At 71.8% G+C, this 21,059-nt stretch carries 20 protein-coding genes and 1 riboswitch; of the genes, 10 read left to right on the forward strand and 10 right to left on the reverse strand.

What is annotated here, in order from left to right:
* Positions 1-10: 10 nt before the first annotated feature.
* From IF188_RS09015 to IF188_RS09035, 5 genes are read left to right on the forward strand one after another with little or no spacing between them, the layout of a single operon-like run.
* Positions 11-991: a carbohydrate ABC transporter permease gene (locus IF188_RS09015; RefSeq protein WP_191171459.1), complete on the forward strand. Its 981-nt coding sequence runs from the start codon at positions 11-13 to the stop codon at positions 989-991.
* A complete protein-coding gene (locus tag IF188_RS09020) occupies positions 991-1,905 on the forward strand; it encodes a carbohydrate ABC transporter permease (protein ID WP_191171460.1) in 915 nt (304 codons plus the stop codon). The genes IF188_RS09015 and IF188_RS09020 overlap by 1 nt, the downstream gene beginning before the upstream one ends.
* A 43-nt stretch (positions 1,906-1,948) precedes the next feature.
* Positions 1,949-2,902, forward strand: a complete 954-nt coding sequence (locus tag IF188_RS09025) for an ROK family protein (protein WP_191171461.1) — start codon at positions 1,949-1,951, stop codon at positions 2,900-2,902.
* Positions 2,903-2,913: 11 nt separating this feature from the next.
* The gene (locus IF188_RS09030) at positions 2,914-3,693 is read left to right on the forward strand and encodes a glucosamine-6-phosphate deaminase (protein ID WP_191171462.1); all 780 of its coding nucleotides are present in this window, start codon (positions 2,914-2,916) and stop codon (positions 3,691-3,693) included.
* A 16-nt stretch (positions 3,694-3,709) separates the two neighbouring features.
* On the forward strand, positions 3,710-4,534 hold the full coding sequence (locus IF188_RS09035) for a hypothetical protein (protein WP_191171463.1): 825 nt from the start codon (positions 3,710-3,712) through the stop codon (positions 4,532-4,534).
* A gap of 189 nt (positions 4,535-4,723) precedes the next feature.
* Here the strand turns inward: IF188_RS09035 and IF188_RS09040 are convergent, their stop codons facing one another.
* The 5 genes from IF188_RS09040 to IF188_RS09060 form a co-directional block, all read right to left on the reverse strand.
* Positions 4,724-6,112: an FAD-binding oxidoreductase gene (locus IF188_RS09040; RefSeq protein ID WP_191171464.1), complete on the reverse strand. Its 1,389-nt coding sequence runs from the start codon at positions 6,110-6,112 to the stop codon at positions 4,724-4,726.
* On the reverse strand, positions 6,109-6,501 hold the full coding sequence (locus IF188_RS09045; RefSeq protein WP_191171465.1) for a YrdB family protein: 393 nt from the start codon (positions 6,499-6,501) through the stop codon (positions 6,109-6,111). The genes IF188_RS09040 and IF188_RS09045 overlap by 4 nt, the downstream gene beginning before the upstream one ends.
* 68 nt (positions 6,502-6,569) lie before the next feature.
* Positions 6,570-9,095 (reverse strand): sigma-70 family RNA polymerase sigma factor, encoded by a 2,526-nt coding sequence (locus tag IF188_RS09050; RefSeq protein WP_191171466.1) that lies wholly within the window; start codon positions 9,093-9,095, stop codon positions 6,570-6,572.
* Between the two features lie 322 nt (positions 9,096-9,417).
* Positions 9,418-10,554, reverse strand: coding sequence for an N-acetylglucosamine-6-phosphate deacetylase (gene nagA, locus IF188_RS09055; RefSeq protein ID WP_191171467.1), 1,137 nt, complete (start codon positions 10,552-10,554; stop codon positions 9,418-9,420).
* Between the two features lie 27 nt (positions 10,555-10,581).
* Positions 10,582-12,114, reverse strand: a complete 1,533-nt coding sequence (locus IF188_RS09060) for a beta-N-acetylhexosaminidase (RefSeq protein ID WP_191171468.1) — start codon at positions 12,112-12,114, stop codon at positions 10,582-10,584.
* A gap of 151 nt (positions 12,115-12,265) precedes the next feature.
* A riboswitch (ZMP/ZTP riboswitch) is annotated at positions 12,266-12,350 on the forward strand.
* Positions 12,351-12,387: 37 nt separating this feature from the next.
* Between IF188_RS09060 and glyA the strand changes: the two genes are divergently transcribed.
* Positions 12,388-13,662 carry a serine hydroxymethyltransferase gene (glyA, locus tag IF188_RS09065; protein WP_191171469.1) on the forward strand — a complete coding sequence of 425 codons (1,275 nt, stop codon included), beginning with the start codon at positions 12,388-12,390 and terminating at the stop codon, positions 13,660-13,662.
* A 216-nt stretch (positions 13,663-13,878) separates the two neighbouring features.
* Positions 13,879-14,760: a bifunctional methylenetetrahydrofolate dehydrogenase/methenyltetrahydrofolate cyclohydrolase gene (locus tag IF188_RS09070; RefSeq protein WP_191171470.1), complete on the forward strand. Its 882-nt coding sequence runs from the start codon at positions 13,879-13,881 to the stop codon at positions 14,758-14,760.
* Between the two features lie 482 nt (positions 14,761-15,242).
* Here the strand turns inward: IF188_RS09070 and IF188_RS09075 are convergent, their stop codons facing one another.
* Positions 15,243-15,905 carry a TetR/AcrR family transcriptional regulator gene (locus tag IF188_RS09075; protein ID WP_318152843.1) on the reverse strand — a complete coding sequence of 221 codons (663 nt, stop codon included), beginning with the start codon at positions 15,903-15,905 and terminating at the stop codon, positions 15,243-15,245.
* Between the two features lie 76 nt (positions 15,906-15,981).
* On the opposite strand from IF188_RS09075, the gene IF188_RS09080 reads away from it, so the two are divergent.
* On the forward strand, positions 15,982-17,370 hold the full coding sequence (locus tag IF188_RS09080; protein ID WP_191171472.1) for an MFS transporter: 1,389 nt from the start codon (positions 15,982-15,984) through the stop codon (positions 17,368-17,370).
* A gap of 36 nt (positions 17,371-17,406) precedes the next feature.
* Here IF188_RS09080 and IF188_RS09085 read toward each other — a convergent pair whose 3' ends face one another.
* Complete coding sequence (locus tag IF188_RS09085) at positions 17,407-18,051, reverse strand: NAD(P)H-dependent oxidoreductase (RefSeq protein ID WP_191171473.1); 645 nt, start codon at positions 18,049-18,051, stop codon at positions 17,407-17,409.
* Position 18,052: 1 nt separating this feature from the next.
* The gene (locus IF188_RS09090) at positions 18,053-18,520 is read right to left on the reverse strand and encodes a MarR family winged helix-turn-helix transcriptional regulator (protein WP_191171474.1); all 468 of its coding nucleotides are present in this window, start codon (positions 18,518-18,520) and stop codon (positions 18,053-18,055) included.
* Positions 18,521-18,712: 192 nt separating this feature from the next.
* On the opposite strand from IF188_RS09090, the gene IF188_RS09095 reads away from it, so the two are divergent.
* Both IF188_RS09095 and IF188_RS09100 read left to right on the forward strand, forming a co-directional pair.
* Positions 18,713-19,165 (forward strand): hypothetical protein, encoded by a 453-nt coding sequence (locus IF188_RS09095; RefSeq protein WP_191171475.1) that lies wholly within the window; start codon positions 18,713-18,715, stop codon positions 19,163-19,165.
* A gap of 128 nt (positions 19,166-19,293) precedes the next feature.
* The gene (locus tag IF188_RS09100; RefSeq protein WP_191171476.1) at positions 19,294-19,596 is read left to right on the forward strand and encodes a hypothetical protein; all 303 of its coding nucleotides are present in this window, start codon (positions 19,294-19,296) and stop codon (positions 19,594-19,596) included.
* A 12-nt stretch (positions 19,597-19,608) separates the two neighbouring features.
* Here the strand turns inward: IF188_RS09100 and IF188_RS09105 are convergent, their stop codons facing one another.
* Complete coding sequence (locus IF188_RS09105) at positions 19,609-20,661, reverse strand: RNA polymerase sigma factor (protein ID WP_191171477.1); 1,053 nt, start codon at positions 20,659-20,661, stop codon at positions 19,609-19,611.
* Positions 20,661-21,041 (reverse strand): YciI family protein, encoded by a 381-nt coding sequence (locus IF188_RS09110; protein WP_191171478.1) that lies wholly within the window; start codon positions 21,039-21,041, stop codon positions 20,661-20,663. The genes IF188_RS09105 and IF188_RS09110 overlap by 1 nt, the downstream gene beginning before the upstream one ends.
* Positions 21,042-21,059: the final 18 nt, after the last annotated feature.

Genomic DNA, 21,059 nt, shown 5'->3' on the forward strand with positions numbered 1-21,059 from the left:
GGAGGCGGGCATGGCTGTTCCTGCCCCCACCACCGCCCCACTTGATAGCAAGCTCCGCGGCGGGCACGACCGGAAGCCCGACGAGTCCGTCGGCGCCCGCCGCCGCTCGCCCGTTCCCTACTTCCTGCTGATCCCGGCGATCGCCATCCTGCTGTTCGGCATGGGCTATCCGGTCGTGTGGCAGGTCATCACGTCCTTCCAGAAGTACGGCGCCCTGCAGCAGCTCGGCGGCAAGCCGCCCGAGTTCGTCGGACTCGAGAACTACATCGCTGTCGCGACCAGCCCCACCTTCTGGGAGGTGGCGGTGCGCTCGGTGATCTTCTGCATCGTCACCGCGTTCATCACCGTCGTCATCGGCATGGCGCTGGCCGTCCTCATGACCCGGGTCTTCGGGTGGGTGCGCATCACGCTCCAGATCGCCCTTCTGCTGGCCTGGGCGATGCCCGTGGTCGCCGCCATGACGGTGTGGATCTGGCTCTTCGACCGCCGCCGCGGCGTCGTCAACTACCTTCTCGACCTCATCCCGGGCGTCGACATGAACCAGTACAACTGGATCGGCGGCGACCCGTTCGTCTTCTTCCTCGTGGCGTCGATCATCGTCACGTGGATGTCGGTGCCGTTCGTGGCGTTCTCGGCCTACGCCGGCCTCACACAGGTCTCGACCGAGATGGTCGAGGCGAGCCAGCTCGACGGCGCCACCGGCTGGCAGCGCTTCCGGTTCATCGTGCTGCCCATCATCCGTCCGGTGATCATGATCGTCCTGCTCCTGAACCTCATCTGGGACCTGCGCGTCTTCACGCAGATCACGATGCTGCAGGATGCCGGTTCCAAGACGACCAGCTACGACCTGCTCGGCACCTACATCTACAAGATGGGTGTGGCAGGCCTGAACTTCGGTCAGGGCGCCGCGATGGCGATCTTCGTGCTCGCGCTGACGATCGTCCTCAGCTGGTTCTACATCCGCAGTCTCCTGAAGGAGGACCAGGCCTGATGTCCGCCTCTGCACAGCTCACGCCCACGCCCACCCGCGTGTCGCGGTCGTCCCAGACCTCCGGCGCACCGGCGAACCGGCGGCCCCGCGGCCGCGGCGCCAAGTGGGGGTGGAGCATCCTCGCGATCGTGCTCGCCGTCGCCTGGGTGTTCCCGGTCTACTGGATGGTCAACTCGTCGATGCTCTCGTCGGCGACGCTCGAGTCCACCACCCCCACGTTCCTCCCCTTCGGCGGCGATTTCAGCAACTTCGGCGCCGTCGTCAACGCGGAGTTCTTCAGCGCGCTGGGGATCAGCCTCTCGGTGACCCTGATCGCGGTGTTCTGCTGCCTGCTGTTCGCATTCCTGGCGTCGGTCGCGATCAGCCGCTTCCGCTTCCGCGGGCGCACGACGTTCATCCTCGCGATCCTCATCATCCAGATGCTGCCCGCCGAGGGCCTGTTCATCGCGCAGTACAAGATGATGAGCGAGCTCGGCTTGCTGTCGAACATCTTCGGTCTGAGCCTCCTCTACATCGCGGCGGTCGTGCCGTTCACGGTGTGGATGCTCCGCGGCTTCGTCGCCGGTGTCCCGGCCGAACTCGAAGAGGCCGCGATGGTCGACGGGCTCAGCCGCACCCAGGCCTTCATGCGCATCACGCTGCCGCTGCTCGCACCCGGGCTCGTGGCATCCGGAGTCTTCGCCTTCCTGCAGTGCTGGAACGAGTTCACGGTCGCGCTGGTGATCATGAACGCCGAGAACCAGACCCTCCCGCTGTGGCTGCGCGGCTTCGTGCAGCAGAGTTCGACCCAGGCGATCGACTGGGGCGAGGTGATGGCCGCCTCGACCATCGTGGCGATCCCCGTGATCATCTTCTTCGTGATCGTCCAGGGCCGCATGACCAGTGGTCTCGTCGCGGGTGCGGTCAAGGGCTGATGGGCGGGGTCAGAGACGCCGCCTTCCGCGGGGAGGTCGGCCGATGAAGGTCGGGCTCGACGTCGGCGGCACCAAGACCGATGCGGTGGCGGTCGACGACACCGGCGCGGTCGTCGGCCGGCTCCGCGTGCCCACGGGCTGGGGTCCGGATGCCGTCGGCCAGACGATCGTGGACGCCGTGCGCGCCCTCGGCGCCGAGGCCGGGGTGGACCTCGCCGCGGTCCGCTCGGTCGGTGTCGGCATCCCGGGACAGATCGAGCCCGGCACCGGACGCGTCGTGCACGCGGTGAACCTCGGTGTCGAGTCGCTCGACCTGGTCTCGCTGGTCGCCCCTCAGCTCGGCGTGCCGGTGCACGTCGAGAACGACGTGAAGGCGGCCGCGCTCGGTGCGCACGCGCTGCACACGCGGGACGGCGCCGCCGCGCCAGGCTCGATGGCGTACCTCAACCTCGGCACCGGGATCGCGGCGGGCATCGTGTCGGACGGCGTGCTGTGGCGCGGCGCCCGCGGCACGGCCGGCGAGGTCGGCCACATCTCGGTCGACCCGAACGGGCCGCTGTGCCGCTGCGGTCAGCGCGGCTGCATCGAGTCGTTCGCGGGCGGCGGCGCCGTCGCCGAACGCTGGGGGCGCAAGTCCGCGCTGCCGGTGCGCGACGTGTTCGACGCCGCCGATGCCGGCGACCCCGAGGCGCAGGCGCTGCGCGGCGGACTGGCTCGCGGCGTGGCCGCGGCGATCCGGGTACTGGTGCTGACGGCGGACGTCGATATCGTGGTGCTCGGAGGGGGTGTGACGGCGTTGGGCGATCGACTGATGACTGATGTCGCAGCCGAACTGGCGGCCAGCGCAGAAGCGTCCCCCTTCATGCGCTCGCTGCGCCTGCAGGAGCGGGTCGAGCTGCTGCCGCCGGGTTCGCCGGCCGCCGCTCTCGGCGCCGCGATCGTCGGCGCGCAGGGCGACACCGCACACGACACCGAGGGTGCCCTGATTCATGGTTGAGGAGCTGTTCCATGGCTGAGATCGTCATCGTCCGCGACAAGGCGGAGGCGGGGGCGCTCGTCGCCGACCACATCGCCGCTCTCGTGCGCGACAACCCCGAGACCGTCCTCGGTCTCGCGACCGGTTCGACCCCGCTTCCGGTGTACGAGGCACTGCGCACCCGCCTGGACGGCGTGGACGTGTCGCGCGTGCGCGGGTTCGCCCTCGACGAGTACGTGGGGATCGATCCGGCGCACCCCGAGAGCTACCGCTCCGTGATCACGCGCGAAGTCGTGGAGCCGCTGGGCCTGAACCCGGCGCTGATCCGCACCCCGGACGGCACGCCCGAGGGCATCGAGCATCACGGCGAGGAGTACGACGAGGCCATCCGCGAGGCGGGCGGCATCGACCTGCAGATCCTCGGCATCGGCACCGACGGTCACATCGGCTTCAACGAGCCGGGTTCGTCGTTCGCGTCGATCACGCGTGTCAAGACGCTCACCGAGCAGACCCGCAAAGACAACGCGCGCTTCTTCGACAGCGTCGACGACGTGCCCATGCACTGCATCACGCAGGGCCTCGGCACGATTCTGCGCGCGCGTCACCTCGTGCTGCTCGCGTTCGGCGAGGGCAAGGCGGCCGCGGTCGCCGGCGCCGTCGAGGGGCCGCTGTCGGCGTCTCTTCCCGGTTCGGCGATCCAGCTGCACGCACGTGCCACGGTGGTCGTCGACGAGGCCGCCGCGTCGCAGCTGAAGCGCGCCGACTACTACCGCTACGCATACGCGAACAAGCCTGACTGGCAGGGAATCTGACCCGTATGCTGACGGCATGACACTGCCGTCCGAGACGCCGGCGGCGGGGGATGCCTCATCCTCCGCCGCCGCGTCGTCCGGCGCTGCCGGGGCCGAGCCCACGGCACCCGGACCCGCCGTTCCCGACGTGCCCGCAACGCCTGGCGCCGATGCGGGAGCCGCCGTGCGCGACGCGCGCCTGGCGTGGCTCATCGGCGGGTCGCTGTCCATCGCGTACGCGGTGCTGGTCCTCGTGTCGACCGGCAACCCGCTGCTCTCGTTCACCGGCGGCGGGATCGTGCGGTACGCCCTGTGGGCCGCCGCCCTGCTCGTCTTCGCGTTCGGGGTGCGGCGTCGGGGGAGCGTCGTCGCACGCCGCCCGCTCGGCATCGTGGCGCTCGTGATCGCGGCCGCGGTGCCGCTGCTGTCGTACCTGTGGGGTGCGTTCGCTCCCCTCGGCGCCATGGACACTCTCACGATCGACACCGTGGGGATGGACGCGGCAGCGGCGGACGCCGCGGCGACGGCTGCGATGGTCGGCAACGCGACCACGGTGGTCGCGCTCGGCGCCCTGATCGTGGGCACCGTCGTGATCGCCCGCGCCGGCGCTGTTCCGCGGCGGATCCGGTGGGTGCCGCTGATCGTCCTGGCTGTCGTGGCGGGCGCGCAGATCGCGCTCATGATCGTCGCGGTGTCACTCACGGACGACCTCATCCGCCCCGACATGACGGCTGCGTACTTCGCCGTGACCCTGCTCGGCCCGCTCGGCGTGCTGCTGCTCGGCATCCTCGCGATCGTGTCCGCCCCGCGCGAGGCGCCGCGGCCCGCACCGCCGACGCAGGTCTACCCGCCGGCATCCTGACGCCGTAGTCCCCGCCGTCCCCGCCGTCCCCGTCGTCCCCGTCGTCCCCGTCGTCCCCGTCGTCCCCCACCTGAGACTCTGTTCACTTGCGCTGTTTGTACGCGAAATCCTGCGAAACGCGTACGAACAGCGCAAGTGAACCGATTCAGGGATGCCGGCGGCCGAGCCGTGCGGCAGCGACGAGGGGAGTCAGCGGCCGAAGATCTTGCCGGGGTTGAGGATGCCCTGCGGGTCGAACGCGCGCATGATGGTGCGCTGCAGCTCCCACTGGTCGTCGCCGAGCTCGTCGGCGAGCCAGCGACGTTTGAGCACGCCGACGCCGTGCTCACCGGTGAGCGTGCCGCCGAGGCGCAGCGCCGCGCGGAAGAGGTCGTCGGCTGCGGCCCAGATGTACTCGGGCGCCTCGACGACGCCGAACTCGTCGGGCTGCGCGTCGAAGATGAAGTTGGGATGCAGGTTGCCGTCGCCGGCGTGCGCGACAGTGGGGATCACGACGCCGTGCTCGCGCTCGACGCGCGCGATCTCGTCGAACATGGCGGGGAGGGCGCTGCGGGGGACCGACACGTCCTCGATGAGGGCGGTGCCGAGCGTCTCCATCGCGGGATGCATCGACCGGCGGATCACCAGCAGCCGCTCGCCCTCTTCGGGATCGTGCGACAGGGCGACGGTGCCGCCGGCACCGCGCAGCACCTCCGCGATCGCGTCGGCCTCCGCGGCAGCAGCCGGTCCGTCGGTCTGGATCGTGAGCTGGGCGGCGCCGGGCGTCGGCAGCGGAAGAGACAGCAGCGCGTGCACCGCGGTGAGGGACGCGGCATCCATCAGCTCCATGATCGCGGGCTGGATGCCGGACGCGGTCACGGCGGCAGACGCCTCGGCGGCTGTTCGCACATCGGGGAACGTGGCGGCGATGGTGCACACCTCGCCCGGCACGAGCCGGCGGAGCTTGAGGGTGGCGCCGACGACGACACCGAGCGTCCCTTCGGAGCCGATCACCAGCGAGGTCAGATCGAGGCCCGTGACGCCTTTCACGGTGCGATGCCCGAGGCGCAGCAGTCGTCCGTCGGCGAGGACGAGGTCGACCCCGAGCACCGCGTCTCGCACGACGCCGTACTTGGCGCACAGCAGTCCGCCGGCGCCCGTGGCGATGTTTCCGCCGACGGTCGAGATGGCCCGGCTCGCCGGGTCGGGCGCCCACCACAGGCCGTGCTCGGCGAGGGCCGCGTTGAGGTCGGCGTTGAGGATGCCCGGCTCGACGACGGCCAGCAGGTCGTCGGGGCGCACCTCGAGGATGCGGTCCATCTCACGCAGCGAGAGTGCGATCTCGCCCGTTCCGGCGTTGGCGCCGCCGGCGAGGCCCGTGCCGGCGCCACGGGTCACGACGGGGGTGCCGGTGGCTGTCGCGATGCGCAAGGTCTGCTGCACGTCCTCGACGCTGCGGGCGTGGACGACCGCGAGGGGAACGCCGGCCGCGGCATGACCGGACTTGTCCGCGCGCGCGGCGTGCAGCGCGGCGGGGGAGGTGTCGACCCGGTCGCCGAGGGCGTCGCGCAGCAGCGCCAGTGCGTCGGGGGCGGTCACGCGATGCGCCGGCGACCCGCGATGACGCCGACGGTGACCGCGACCACGCCGAACGCGAGGCCGATCCAGGCGTTGCCCATCAGCCACCACGCGACGGTCGCCGACGCGTAGACCAGCAGCTCGACGATCGCGCGCACGAACGGGTGCACGGCGAAAACTGCGCGCGGCGACACGAACAGCGCCCACACCAGGATCGCGAGCGCGGGCGCGCCGAGACCAGTGAGGATGTTCCACGCGAACGGGAACGCGGTGAAGCCCCACAGCGCCAGCGTCAGGATGGCGAAGATCTCGCACACGAACGCGATGACGTCGATCGCCGACAGCGGGGTCCGCATTCCGGGCGCCGGTTCGGCGGGGCGAGAAGGCGTGACGTGCGGCGTGTCGGACATGGCCTCCAGTCTACGTCGAGTGGATGCCTCGCCCCCGGGCCGCGGGATGCCCGGCGAACCGCGCCCGGTCAGCGCTGCCTGCCGGCCGGCGCCGGCTTGTCGCCGCGTCCGTGGCCGGGCTCGTCGTCCGTCGAGGTCGAGGTCGGCTCGGCGGTCGGGGGCATTGGCGGTTCCGTCGCCGCAGCGGGCGGGGACGTGAGATCGGGCCCCTGCGGCTTGCCGGCGTTGCCGTTGCCGTTGCCGTTGCCCTTCGCCGGCTCACCGTTGCCAGTGGAGCCATCGTTCCCGCCGTTGCCGTTTCCGCCACCGTTCGCGGGGGCGCCGTTGCTGCTGCCGTTGCCGTTCGTGGGGCCGTTGCCAGTGGAGCCGTCGTTGCCGTTGGCCACACCGTTGCCGTTCCCGTTGGCTACACCGTTGCCGTTGCCGTTGCCGTTGCCGTTGCCGTGGTTGCCGTTGCCGCTGGCGACCGCGTCCGTGCCGGTCGGCTCTGCGTCCGGCGCCGTGCTCGCCTCATCGGCGGGGACGACCTCGGTCGACACGACGGCCGTCGCCACGACGAGGCTCTGCGGTACGTTGAGCGCGCCCTTCGCCTTGCCCTTGCTCGTGTTGCCGTTCGCAGCGCCGTTCCCCGTGCCGGTGTTGCCGCCGTTGCCGTTGCCCGTGCCGTTGGTGGGTTGCCCGTTGCCCGTGGAGCCGCCGTTGCCGGTGTCGCCGCCGTTGCCGCTGCCGGTGCCGTTCGTGGGGACGCCGGCGCCCGAGTCGCCGGTGTTGCCGTTGCCGTTGCCGTTGTTGTCGGTGTTCCCGTTCCCGGAGTTGCCCGTGCTCCCGTTGCCCACACCGTTGTTGTCGGTGTTGCCGTTCCCGGAGTTGCCGTTGCCGTTGCCGGAGTTCCCGGAGTTCCCGGAGTTCCCGGAGTTGCCGGTGGCGCCGTCGCCGTCGACGTCGGAGTCGTCCGTGCCGCCAGTGCCTTCATCGTCCTTGCCCTGGCCGCCGTTGCTGCCGGTGCTTCCCTTGCCACCGCCGTTGTTCGAGGTGGCGCCGTCGCCTTGGCTGCCGCCGTTGCTCTGACCATCGTCGCCTTCGTCGTCTTCGCTGCCGGTCGAACCGTCGCCCGAACCGGAGTCCGCGCCCTGGGCGCCGCCACCAGCGGTGTCACCGTCGCCGGCGGTCGCGGTGCCGTCTCCTGTGCCGACGACCCCGCCGTCGGATGCGGACGGGCCCGAGGCCGAGCCGCCGGCTGTGCCGTCACCCGTCGCGGGAGCGACGCTGTAGCCACCTGCCGGCGGGGCCACCGGCAGGTCGGCAGGGTCGGGTCCGGACGCCGTCGGCAACTGCAGTGTGGTGTCGGAGGCATCCGCTTCGGGAACAAGAGCGGGCGAGACCGGAGCGACATCCGACACGGCCGACTGCTCCGCGGGAGCGGGGTCGGCCGACACGGGCGGCATCGCGACCGCGGCGGCGACGACTCCGCCGACCACGACGATGCTCGCCGCCGCGAGGCTCGAAGCCGCCCCGATGCCGACGAGCGCCGTTCCGCCGGCGGCGACGGTCGTGACAGCGGCGGCGCCGGCCGTCGCTCCCGCACCGGCGGCCAGACCCGTTCCCACCCCTGCGGCCGCGCCCGTCCCGGTCGCGGCTCCTGCGCCTGCTGCTGCTCCGGATCCGACCGCCGCGCCGGAGCCGACCGCGGCGCCGCCGCCGGCGGCTCCCGAGCCGGCCGCACTGCCTGTGACGGCGCCCTTCACTACGGATGACGGCATCGCGGCGAGGGCCACGATCGGGGCGCTGCCGCCCTGCAGGGTGGCGAGGTAGCCCGCCGTGCCGACGGCGCCCAGTGCGAGGGGCAGCAGCACGAGTGCGAGCCGGCTCGAGACCTCTTTCGCCTCGCTGGCGACGATCGAGCAGCGCACGCAGGCGGCGAGGTGGGCTTCGACCTTCGCGTGATCGCGGCGGCCCAGGTTGCGGCGCGAATAGGCGCCGAGGCGCTCGATCGTCCACTGGCAGTCCGAGCCGTCCTCGACCGACTGCAGATGTGCCTGGATCCAGGCCTCGCGCAGTCCCTCGCGGGCCCGGAAGGTCAGCTGGGCGACGGCGGTCGCCTTCATGCCGAGCAGCGGTGCGATCTCGGCCGGCTTCATCTGCTCGATCTCGGAGTACCAGAGCACCTCCTGCCAGCGGGTGGGCAGGCTGCGGAAGGCGCGATGGGTGAGGCCGCGGTCGAGGGCGGCCTCGCTGGCGTGCTCGCCGGACGCCGGGTCCTCGACGCCGTCGAGTTCGTCGTAGGGCGTCTCGCGTCGCGCACGACCCCAGGCCGCTGCGGTGTTCCGGATGCTGGTGAAAAGGTACGCGCGGAACGAGCCGGTCGGTCCGCCGCCCGCCGCGATCGATTGGTAGATGCGGGTGTACGCCTCTTGCACGAGGTCGTCGGGGTCGAGGCTCGACGTCATGTTGCGGGCGACGGTGATGCCCGCACGATAGTGCCGGCGCCACAGCTCTCCGAACGCGCCGGAGTCGCCGGAGCGCGTGCGCAGCACGAGATCGGCGTCGCCGAGCGCGACGGGCTCCTGCTGCTCGCGCACGTCGTCGTGGTCCATGTGATTTCCCCAGTTCGCGGGCACCCCGCCCGCTCCGAACTCCCCGGTGCGACGCCCGTGGGCGGCGCGACGACATCCATTCTCGCCGCCGTCGGGGCTTTTGACCAGGGTGGATGCCGCAAGCGCCGCTGAAGGGTCGCCGAAGAAATTCTCAGAACTCGCGTAATAGACCGTGGATCGTGCCGTCTCTTACGTCAGAGTGGCACGCCGCCCGACGTGTGGGGCACGACGGCGGCAGCGCCCCCGCGGTTCGCCCGCGGATCAGGCGGGGCTCGGAAGGATCTCGGGGGAGGGACTTCCGGCCCCGCCTTCGCATGCCCGGTCAGGCGGGACGGCCGTCGATCCACACGCCCTGCACGGCGAGGTCGGCGTCCAGCAGGACGGCGTCGGCGACCGAGCCGATGTCGAGGCGGCCGAGGTCGGGGCGGCCGATCGCGAGCGCGGGGGCCTCGCTCACCGCCCGCAGCGCCACGGCGAGCGGCACCCCGGCGCCGACGACATGACGGACCGCGGCGTCCTGCGTCAGGGTCGAGCCGGCGATCGCGCCGCCCTCGACGAGACGTGCGACGCCGTCGGTCACCTGCACGGCGAGTCCGCCGAGTTCGTATGCGCCGTCGGCCGAGCCGGCCGCGGCCATGGCGTCCGTGACCAGCACGATGCGGTCGCCCGCCGCGGCGAAGAGGGCCGCCACCAGATCGAGGTCGACGTGCACGCCGTCCGCGATGACCTCGAGCCGGACGCGCTCGTCCCGCAGCGCCGCCACGACCGGGCCCGGGGCCCGGTGGTGGATGCCGGGCATCGCGTTGAAGGCGTGCGTGAGCAGCGTCGCACCGGCGTCGAAGGCGCGGCGTGCGGTCGCGGCGTCGGCGTCGGTGTGGCCGACTGCCACCGTGACGCCGGCCGAGGTCAGCCGCCGGATCGCGTCGAACGCGCCGGCCCGCTCGGGGGCGAGCGTCACCTGGCGGATCGTGCCGCGGCCGGCCTCGAGCAGCCGGTCGATCGATGCCTCGTCGGGGGCGCGCAGCAGGGATTCGGTGTGCGCGCCCTTGTGGCCGGGGTCGAGGAAGGGCCCCTCCAGGTGCGAGCCGAGGATCGTCGGGTCGGCCTCCGCGAGGTCGGCGACCATCGCGACGCGCGCCGCGAGATCATCGATCGTCGCGGTGATGAGCGAGAGCACGGCGCGGGTCGTGCCGTGGCGCCGATGCACCTCGCGCGCCGTGCGCACGGCCGACGTCCCGTCGTCGAAGCTCGCTCCGGCGCCGCCGTGGACGTGGATGTCGATGAACCCGGGCGCGAGGCATCCACCTCTTCCATCGACCGTGTCGTCGGCCGCGGGGTGCCCGTCGCCCAGACCGGCCGCCACGACGCGACCGCCGTCGAAGAGCGCCCACCCGTCGGGGGCGTCGCTGTCGACGGCCGCGGAGCCGAACAGGCGGACGGAGTGGACGAGAGTTCTCATACGGTGCTCCGGATCAGGCGGACGGGGTCACTCGGTGACCCACGGGATCTCTTCGGACGGGTGGAACCCGATCCCCATGCTGGTCCACAGCGGGCCGAGCGCGCCCACACGCGCGCGGAAGGACTCCCGCGTGCGCAGGTCGCTCGTGCCGGTACGCGGAGACCAGCCGGCCTCGGCGGCCGCGGCGGCGCGCGGGAAGGCCATCGTGTCGATGTCGGCGGCGGTGCGGATGGTCTCGGTCCACAGCGGCGCCTCGACGCCGAGGATGCCCTCGTCGCCCACACCCGGAACGACCTCGGCGGGCTCCCATGAGTAGGCATCCTGCACGCTCGTCGGCCCGTTCGCCCAGGTCAGGCCCAGCTCTGGCCCGCTCGGGTATTTCATGTCGAGGTAGATCGCGTCGGCCGGCGAGAGGATGAGGCTCGCGCCGTTGTCGACGAACGTCTGCGCCTTCTCGGCGAAGCCCTCCAGCGGCGTCACGTAGCCCCAGTACTGGCCGATCGTGGTGTCGGCGATGTCTTTCGCCGATCCCGCTTCGTGCCAGGCGACCGGCGTCTTGCCGAGGTCGGCGACGAGGGCGCTCACCCGCGTCACGAAGTACGCGAAGTCGTCATCCTGGGTCGCGAGCGACTCGTCGCCGCCGAAGTGCAGGTACGGGCCGGGGGTCATCGCGGCGAGCTCGCCGAACACGTCGGCCACGAACTCGTACGTCGCCTCGTCGTGGATCTTCAGCGACGAGAACCCGACCGCGAGGGCCTCGTACGGCACGCCCGGCACCGGGAGCTCCCCGCCGTACTGGTCGATGACGTCGCGCATGTGGTCCTGGATGACCGGGTCCTCGGCCAGTTCGGGATACGCGAGCCCCACGGCATGGGTGTGGCCGGGCATGTCGACCTCGGGCACCACGATCATGTGGCGGGATGCCGCGTACTCGACGATCTCGCGGTAGTCGTCCTTCGTGTAGAAGCCGCCGGGATCGCCGCCGATCGCGGTGCCCGACGCCTTCACGGTGAGCTCCGGGCGCGAGTCGAGCTGGATGCGCCAGCCCTGATCGTCGGTGAGGTGCAGGTGCAGCGCGTTGAACTTGAGCGACGACGCGCGGTCGATGTAGCCCTTCACGGTGTCGACGCCGTGGAAGTGCCGCGCGACGTCGAGCATGACGCCGCGGTAGGCGAAGCGGGGTGCATCCTCTATCGCGACGGCCGGGATGATCCACTCGCCGGCGTCGCGGGTCAGCAGCTGGCCGAGCGTCTGCACGCCGTAGAACAGCCCCGTCGCGTCCGCGCCGGTGACGGAGACGGATGCCTCGTCCACGGCGATCCGGTACGACTCGGCCGCGCCGCTGGCCCCTGAGCCCGTCGAAGGGTCGATCCGCAGCTCGATGTCGGCCGAAGCCTCGGCGGCCACCGGCGTCAGGCCCGCGCGCGCCGTGAGGATCGAGGCGAGGGCGGTGGCGGCATCCGGTTCTCCCGACACGGTCGTGGCGGACGTGAGCCGGAACGGCGCACCGGAGCCCGCCTCGATCGAGGCGGGCGCGGGGACGACGGCAGGAAGCGACACGGTGTCTCCATTCTGTGCGACCGGGGTGCAGCCGGCCAAGAGCACGGCGGCCAGAACAGCCGCGGCGGCGGTCCGTCCTCGTCGACGGGGCATGTAAAGAGTCCTAACAAAAGGGGTGGGGTCCAGCCTAGCGGGTCGAGTTCCGTTATGCTCGGAGGGTCGCGACTGGCGTTGAGGTGGGACACCACCGGGGAGCGACCGACTACGGCATTCGACCGCACGCCTGGGCCGATGCGGGACCTCTTTTCCGAAAGCCGTGAGTCAGGAGATCGCATGACCGATCAGTTCTTCAACGCCCCCCTCTCGGAGGTCGATCCCGAGATCGCCCAGGTGCTCGAGCGCGAGCTCGAGCGTCAGCGCGGCTACCTCGAGATGATCGCCTCCGAGAACTTCGTGCCCGTGTCGGTGCTGCAGTCGCAGGGTTCGGTGCTCACCAACAAGTACGCCGAGGGCTACCCCGGCCGCCGCTACTACGGCGGCTGCGAAGAGGTCGATGTCGCAGAGGAGCTCGCGATCGAGCGGGCCAAGTCGCTGTTCGGCGCCGAGTTCGCCAACGTCCAGCCGCACTCCGGCGCGACCGCGAACGCCGCCGTGCTGCACGCGATCGCCCGCCCCGGCGACACCCTGCTCGGCCTGTCGCTCGACCAGGGCGGCCACCTGACGCACGGCATGAAGATCAACTTCTCGGGCCGGCTCTACAACATCGTCGCGTACGGCGTCGACCCCGAGACCAGCGTCATCGACATGGACGAGGTGCGCCGTCTCGCGATCGAGCACCAGCCGAAGGTCATCATCGCCGGCTGGTCGGCCTACCCCCGTCAGCTCGACTTCGCCGCGTTCCGCGCGATCGCCGACGAGGTCGGCGCGACGCTGTGGGTCGACATGGCGCACTTCGCCGGCCTCGTCGCCGCGGGCCTGCACCCGAACCCGGTTCCGCACGCGCACGTCGTGTCGTCGACGGTGCACAAGACGATCGGCGGCCCCCGCTCGGGCTTCATCCTCACCAACGACGCCGAGCTCGCCAAGAAGATCAACACCGCGGTGTTCCCCGGTCAGCAGGGCGGTCCGCTCATGCACGTGATCGCGGCCAAGGCGACGGCGTTCAAGCTCGCCGCGACGCCCGAGTTCAAGGAACGTCAGGAGCGCGTGCTCCGCGGCGCGCACATCATCGCCGAGCGCCTGTCGCAGCCCGATGTCGCCGAGGCCGGCATCGCCGTGCGCTCCGGCGGCACCGACGTGCACCTCGTCCTGGTCGACCTGCGCAACGCCGAGATCGACGGCAAGCAGGCCGAGGACCTGCTGCACGAGATCCACATCACGGTGAACCGCAACGCGGTGCCGAACGACCCGCGCCCGCCGATGGTGACTTCGGGTCTGCGCATCGGCACGCCCGCACTCGCGACGCGCGGCTTCGGTGACGCCGAGTTCACCGAGGTCGCTGACGTCATCGCGCTCGCGCTGCAGCCGAATGCCGACGTCGCGGCGCTGCGCACGCGCGTGGCCGCCCTGACCGCCGCGTTCCCGCTGTACCCCGGGCTGCAGCAGTAAGCCCCGTCGGGTGGTGGATGCCGGCGGCCCCGGCCGCCGGCATCCACCACCCTCCGCACCCGGCCGCACCGCCCTGGGTTTCGGCCCTGCCACGCCAGTCCGTGAGACCGGACGGGACGGACGAGACCGTGGGATTTCGCCAGGGTCTCGGCCGGCGCGTACGGTCTCACGGAAAGACTGCGCGGACGTGACCACCAAGACGACAGGAGAACGAGCATGACCGCACAGAAACTCGACGGGCGCGCGGCGTCCGCCGCCATCAAGGACGAGCTGCGCGAGCGCGTCGCGGCGCTCAAGGCCCGGGGTGTCACTCCGGGGATCGCGACGGTGCTCGTCGGCGCCGACCCGGGATCGCAGCTGTACGTGGGTATGAAGCACCGCGAGTCCGAGGCGATCGGCATGAACTCGATCCAGGTCGAGCTGCCGGCCGACGCGACGCAGGAAGACGTCGAGGCGGTCATCGACCGGCTGAACGCCGATCCGGCCTGCCACGGCTACATCGTGCAGCTGCCGCTGCCGAAGCACCTCGACACCGACGCGATCCTCGAGCGCATCGACCCCGCGAAGGACGCCGACGGCCTGCACCCGACCAACCTCGGACGGCTCGTGCTCAACGTCAACGCCCCGATCACCACCCCGCTGCCGTGCACGCCGCGCGGCGTGATCGAGCTGCTGCTGCGCAACGACTACGACCTCAAGGGCAAGCACGTGGTCGTCGTCGGCCGCGGGGTCACGATCGGCCGCTCGATCGGCCTGCTGCTGACGCGCCGCGAGATCAATGCGACGGTCACGCTCACGCACACCGGCACGGTCGACCTGCCGTCGTACCTGCGCCAGGCCGACGTGATCGTGGCAGCCGCGGGCGTCAAGCACATCGTGCAGGCGGCGGACGTCAAGCCCGGTGCGGCGGTGCTCGACGTCGGCGTCACACGCGAGATCGACGCCGAGACCGGCAAGGCGCGCGTCTACGGCGACGTCGCCCCCGATGTGGCAGAGGTGGCCGGCTACCTGTCACCGAACCCCGGTGGGGTCGGCCCGATGACCGTCGCCCTCCTCATGACGAACGTCGTCGAGGCTGCCGAGCTCGCCGCCGGCTGACCCGTGCTCCCCGCGCGCCGGGACCGTGCGCTCACGGTCCCGGCGCGCTTCTCGTGGTGACGCGGGTTCGGGTGGCGTGAATGGCTGTGTCGGCGGGGTGGATGCCGCACTCTGCGCCACTCGAGCGTCCGGGGTGTGCCCGCGCGCGGGGTTCGGGTGGCGTGAATGGCTGTGTCGGTGGGGTGGATGCCGCACTCTGTGCCACGCGAACGTCAGGGGCGTGCCCGCGCGCGGAGTTCGGGTGGCGTGAATGGCCGTGCCGGCGGGGTGGATGCCGCACTCTGCGCCACGCGAACGTCAGGGGTGTGCCCGCCCGCGGAGTTCGGGTGGCGTGAATGGCTGTGTCGGCGGGGTGGATGCCGCACTCTGCGCCACCTGAACATCCGAGTGCGTGCGCCTGCCGAGTTCGGGTGGCGGAATTGGCAGCGTCGGTGGGGTGGATGCCGCACCTTGTGCCACGTGAGCGTCGGGGCGCCCGGCGATCAGGCGTCGCCGGACGGCATCGAGTTGAGCCGCATCCAGTCGTCCCAGCTGGTCGCGATCCCGGCCGTGACCGGGTTCGCGGCAGCTGCGCGAAGGCCGAGGAGGAAGTAGTCCAGGTGCCGCCGGTTCCGTTCGCGGTCCTCGGACGGGTCGACGGCGGCGACCGGTCGCAGGTGCAGGGTCGCCGCCATGATGTCGCCGGCGCTGAAGTCGTGCGGCACCAGCCCACGCGGTCGGTCCAGCTCGATCAGGGCGGTGAGCGCATCGTGCAGCTCGGCCGAGAGCCGCGAGAGCTCGGGCGTGAGTGGCGTGCTGCGATTGAGGACCGATGACAGCCGCGTCCCGGCGGTCTCGAGGTAGCTCGTGAGGAATGCGCCGACGGCGCCGCGCTCGTCGCCGAGCGACGCCTGAGCAGAAGAGCGCGCGGTGCTGACGATGGCGTCGAGGGCGCTGCGACGCAGTTCGTCGATGAGTGCGTCCTTGTTCGCGTATCGCCGGTAGATGCCGCCCACGCCGACCCCCGCGCGCTGCGCGACGGCGGCCATGGGGGCGTCGTAGCCCTGCTCGGCGAACACCTCGCGGGCCGCGCGCAGCACGGCGTCGTCGTTGGCGCGCGCCTCGCGCGCCCGGCCTGGGAGGCGCGAAGCGTCGGCGGTGGTCACGGACGTCACGCTATCAAGGGTACAGTTGAACGGAGCGGAACGTTCCGTTCCGTTTAAATCGTCGTTGGAGATGCCCATGACCACAGCCGCCCATCCGATCGCGCCCGCGCCGACGCCGGCCGCGCCGCAACCCCGACGCTGGTTCGTGCTCGCGCTCGCCGTCGCCGTGCTCACCTACTCGATGATGCAGACGATGCTGGTGCCGGTGCTGCCGGCCCTGGCCTCGGCGCTGCATACCGACCGTGTCGGCGTGAGCTGGGTGCTCACCGCGTACTTGCTTGCCGGCGCCGTGGCTGCTCCGGTGCTCGGCGCGTTCGGCGACCGCTTCGGCCACCGCCGGATGCTGCTCATCACGATGGGCGTGTTCGTGGTGGGAAGCGTCGTCTCGGCGCTGGCGCCGGGACTCGGTCTGCTGCTGATCGGCCGCGTGCTGCAGGGGGCGTCGACGGCGTCGTTCCCGCTCGCCCTCGCAATCGTCGGAACGCATGCCACCGGCGACCGGCGTCGCTCCGCAACGGGCTGGCTGAGCGGCACCGTCGGCTTGGGCGCCGGCCTCGCGCTCGTCGTCGGCGGAGTGCTGGCCGACATCGCGTCGTGGCAGTGGCTGTTCTGGACGGGCGCCGGGTGCGGCATCCTGTCGCTCGTTCTCGTCGCGATCGCGGTGCCGGCGCGCCCTGCTCTCGGTCAGGGGGCCGTGGACCTGCCCGGGATCGGACTGCTGGCCGTGGTGCTCGTCGGGGTGTTGCTCGCGGTGTCGCAGGCGTCCAGCTGGGGGATCGGTTCGCCTGCGGTCCTCGTCGCCCTCGGCGCCGCGATCGTCGCCGGCGTCGCGCTCGTGGTCGTCGAGCGCCGCGCGAAGGCACCGCTGCTCGATCTGCCGGTGCTCGCGCGGCCCACGATCGCGATCAGCAACCTGCTGGGCGTGCTGCTGGGCCTCGTGCCGTACCTGTTCTACGTCGGTCTGCCGATCCTGCTGCAGACCGCCGCGCCTTCCGGGCCGGGACTTAGCACGCAGGCGACCGGCTGGGTGATGTTCCCGGGCACCGTGCTCGCGTTCTTCGGCGGACGCTTCGCCCCAGTGCTGATGCGCCGGAGGAAGGCGTCCTGGGTGGCGGTGCTGTCGATGGTGCTGCTCACTGTCAGCGCGCTCGGCACGGCGTTCGCGGTCGACAGCGTGCCGTGGCTCATCGTCTGGTACTGCGTGATGGGCCTCGGCTGCGGCATCGGCTTCACGGTGGTGGCCGACGTCATCGCGGCCGGTTCACGTCCCGACGAGGTCGGCGGTCTGCTCGGCGTGAACGGTGTCCTGCGCACCGTCGGATCCTCGTTCGGCGCGCCCGTCGCGACGCTCGTGCTCGCCGGGGTCGCCGGCGACGCCGGGTTCACGGTGCTGTTCCTTGTCGCGGCCGTCGCGGCGCTCGCCGGCGGCGTGGCCGCGCTGTTCCTGCGTCCCGCTCGCGTGTGAGCGATGGATGCCGGCGGCCGCGCCTTCGCGAGACGCTCAGGCTGTGACGGCCTCGCGCGGACGGGCGACGGCGGCCGCGGCATCCGTCGCTCCGAACGAGGCCATGCCGCCGATCCAGCGCTCGCGGTCGGCCTCGGCGCGGTGGCGCACCTCGGCGAGCCGGGTGACCCCGCGCACCCTGACGCCGCAGAACTCGAGCGTCGCGGCGCGCAGCGAGCGGACCGCCGAGTCGCGGTAGACGAAGGCGTTCCAGAACGCGGGGGAGTCCATCGTCATCACGATGCGTGCGGTGCGTCCGGTGAGCAGCTTGTCCCAGAGGCGCCCGGTCGGCCGGTACCGGTAGGCGAACCCCGAGACGAACACGCGGTCGATCCACGTCTTGAGCGCGGCGGGCGAGGAGCCCCACCACTGCGGGAAGAAGAACGCGAGGTGGTCGGCCCACTCCACGTCGGCGATGTACGACCGGATCTCGGGCGCGAGCGGACCGTCGGCGTCGGTGCGCGGCATCCGCACCTCTCCCCTCGCGGAGGGATGCCCGGGCACCGGGTCGGCGGCGAGGTCGACGATCCGCACCTCGGCGCCGGCGGTGCGCGCGGATTCGGCGTACGAGCGGGCGAGGGCGTGGTTGAGGGTGCCGGGCAGCGGCGTGCCGATGACGACGAGGATGCGTGGGGCGGGCATGTCACTCCTGGGGTGCGGATCCGGCGGGGCGCGCCGGAAGGCTCTGGATGAAGGCGACGAAGGTGTTCAGCTGCGCGTTCAGCCGCGGCGCGTCGATCGGGTCGGCTGCGAAGGCGGGGGCGGCGAGCATCTCGGCGAAGTCGCGCTCGAGCCGTGCGCCGGCGGTGCGCACCAGCGCGTCCCCCTTCTCGGTGAGCGAGAGCAGGATGCTGCGGCCCGAGCCCGCGGGGGAGTCGGTCGTGATCCAGCCGTCGGCGACGAGTGCCGGGACGCGCTTGCTGACGGCGGCCTTCGTCACGCCCAGGCAGTGCGCGAGCCGCGTCATATCGGTGGGCTCGACGCCGGCGAGGATCGCGAGGAACTGGAAGTGGTTGTAGCCAATGCCGTACTCCGCCTGCAGGACGGCGTCGGCATAGGCGTCGATCTCGGCGACGAGTTCGTGGAGCGTGAAGCTCAGGCGGTCGGACATGGGAATGAGTAAACCAGTTGACTCAGTGTGAGTCAACTGGTTTACATGCGGTAGCCCCGGCCGGGCGACTCAGTCGTCCTACGATGAGCCGAACCCCCGTACGAAGGAGCATCAGGTGCAGCACACAGGTTCGCGGAGCTTACGCGGGATGATCGCGGCGGCAGTCGTCGCCGGCGCGCTCATGCTGGCAGGATGCACGGTGTCAAGCACCGTGGACACGAGCCCTGCGCCCGAGGCCACAACGGCCTCCGCGACCCCGTCGTCACCGACCGCCACTGCTGCTGCTGGGGCGGACTCGGACCCCGCGGCGGTCACGGAGCCGCGACGTGCGAGGCGATCAGCGATGTGATGACGATCCAGGACAACGTCGATGCCGCGGTGCGCCAGGGGCGGATGGGCCTCCAGGAACGGGACGGCTGGTACCGGCTGGCCACGCGCGAGCTGCAGCGGATACCCACCCAGAGCACCAGTCTCCTCAGCCAGCAGCTCGCCGCGTTCCAGGCGACGATTCCGCACACCGACCCGGGGGCGTTCACGACGCCGGTCGTCGGGACGGATGTATGGGGTGCCGCAGCCTCCCAGCTCTCGCAGCTGTGCGCTGCCGCGGGGCACCAGATCATCCTGCAGGGCTTCACCGGCGGGTGACGGGGCGCGGCGGCCGACACGCATGGCGGTGAACCTCGCGGGTCGCAAAGCGGCCCGCAGACGAGGCGTCGGGGTGCAGAATGGGCTCGACGGCCGCGGTGGGCCGCGGATCGACGAGGGGCGGGCGCGTGGCAGGCATCGATGGACACTGGGCGATCGACGTCGTCACCCTGGCGGGATCCCGTCGGTACGACCTCACACTGACCAGCACCGGCACGGCGTTGACCGGCACGTCGGTCGGCGACACCGGGCCGATCGCGATCCGCGACGGCAGCATCACGGGCGACACCGCGTCGTTCCGCGTCGACTTCCTCGCGCCGCTGCCGATGTCGCTGCGATTCGTGCTGAAGGTCGTCGGCGACCGGCTGGTGGGCACGGCGCAGGCGGGGCCGTACCCGCCGACGAACGTGGTCGGCGTGCGCCTGCGCTGAGCGGGCTCTCCTTCAGCTCGCGCCGCGGCGCGCCTCGGCAGCGGCCAGCGCCGCCCGCGCCCCGTCCGTCGGCGCCACTGCCACGAGCCCGCGGTAGAGAGTCACGAGGGTGTCGACGTCGAGCACGCCGGTGCGCGCGCGATCGCAGTGCACGGCCTGGATCGCGGCCTCGAGCTGGAAGCGGCCGATCGGGCGGCCGAGCGCGGACGCACGGCGCAGCAGCGAGGCCGCCTCGGCGATCACAGCGCGGTCCCATTGCGCGGGGTCCTGCTCGTCCAGCGGCGGCCACGGACGCTGCGCGCGGGCAGGCGCGCGCGACTGCGCGTACGTGACCAGCGCGGCCAGCCCCCATGCCTCCGGCTCGTCACCGAGCAGGGTCGCCGTCAGCACGGCGAGCCAGCGGGCCTCGTCGGCGAGCGATTCCCGTGGCTCGTCGCCCTGGTCGAGCCAGCCGATCGCGTACGCGCCGTAGATCGCTTCGAGCACGGCCGGCAGCCGGTCGGGCATGTCTGCGCGCGCGGGGACGCGGAACGGGATGCCGGCGCCGCGGATGCGCCGCTTGGCGCGCACGAGCCGCTGCGCCATGGTCGCCGGTGCCACACCGAAGGCGCGGGCGATGTCGGCCGCCTCGAACCCGAGGACGGTCTGCAGCATGAGCGGCGTGCGCGCGGCCGGATCGATCGCCGGATGCGCGCAGGCGAACAGCAGCTCGAGGCGCTTGTCGGGGATCGCGTCGGCGCGTGAGAGCTCGGCGATCGCGTCCGGTGCACGCTCATCGGCGAGCACGGCGGCCAGAGCCTCGTCGAGCGGCACGCCGGTGCGGCGCGCGGCGGAGCCCAGGGCGTCGCGCAGTCGGTTGCGGGCCACGGTGACCAGCCAGCCTTCGGGATTCGCGGGGATGCCGGCGTCCGGCCACGTCCGCAGCGCGCGCTCGAACGCGTCGCCGAGGGCGTCCTCGGCGGCCGAGACGTCGAGCGTCGTCGCCGCGACGACGGCCAGGATGCGGCCGTACGAAGCCCGTGCGGCGCGCTCGGCGGCCGCGCGGACGTCGGGGACGGAGGGCATCAGCCGGCGAACGGTGTCCAGGCGCCGTCGCGGAAATGCGTGGAGCTGGGGCGGACCTCGACCGGGCCCCACGCGACCGAGGGCGCCTTGCCGGCCCACGCGATCGCGGCGTCGAGATCGTCGACCTCGATCACGAACGAGCCGCCGAGCTGCTCCTTGGTGTCGGCGAACGGACCGTCCTGCACGCGCAGGCCGCCGTCGCCGGCGGTGACCGTGGTGGTCACGCTCGAAGGCTGCAGCACCTCGGCCGAGACGAGCACGCCGGCGTCGTGGAGCGCCCTCGCGTACGCGTCGAACTCGCGCATGCCTTCGGCCAGGGCCTCGGGGCCGAGGTCGTCGGGGGTCATCTCGGGGTAGTGGAGGAGGAGTGCGTACCGCATGGTGTCGTCCTTTCTGGT

This window comes from Microbacterium helvum (assembly GCF_014779795.1).
Classification (GTDB): Bacteria; Actinomycetota; Actinomycetes; order Actinomycetales; family Microbacteriaceae; genus Microbacterium; species Microbacterium helvum.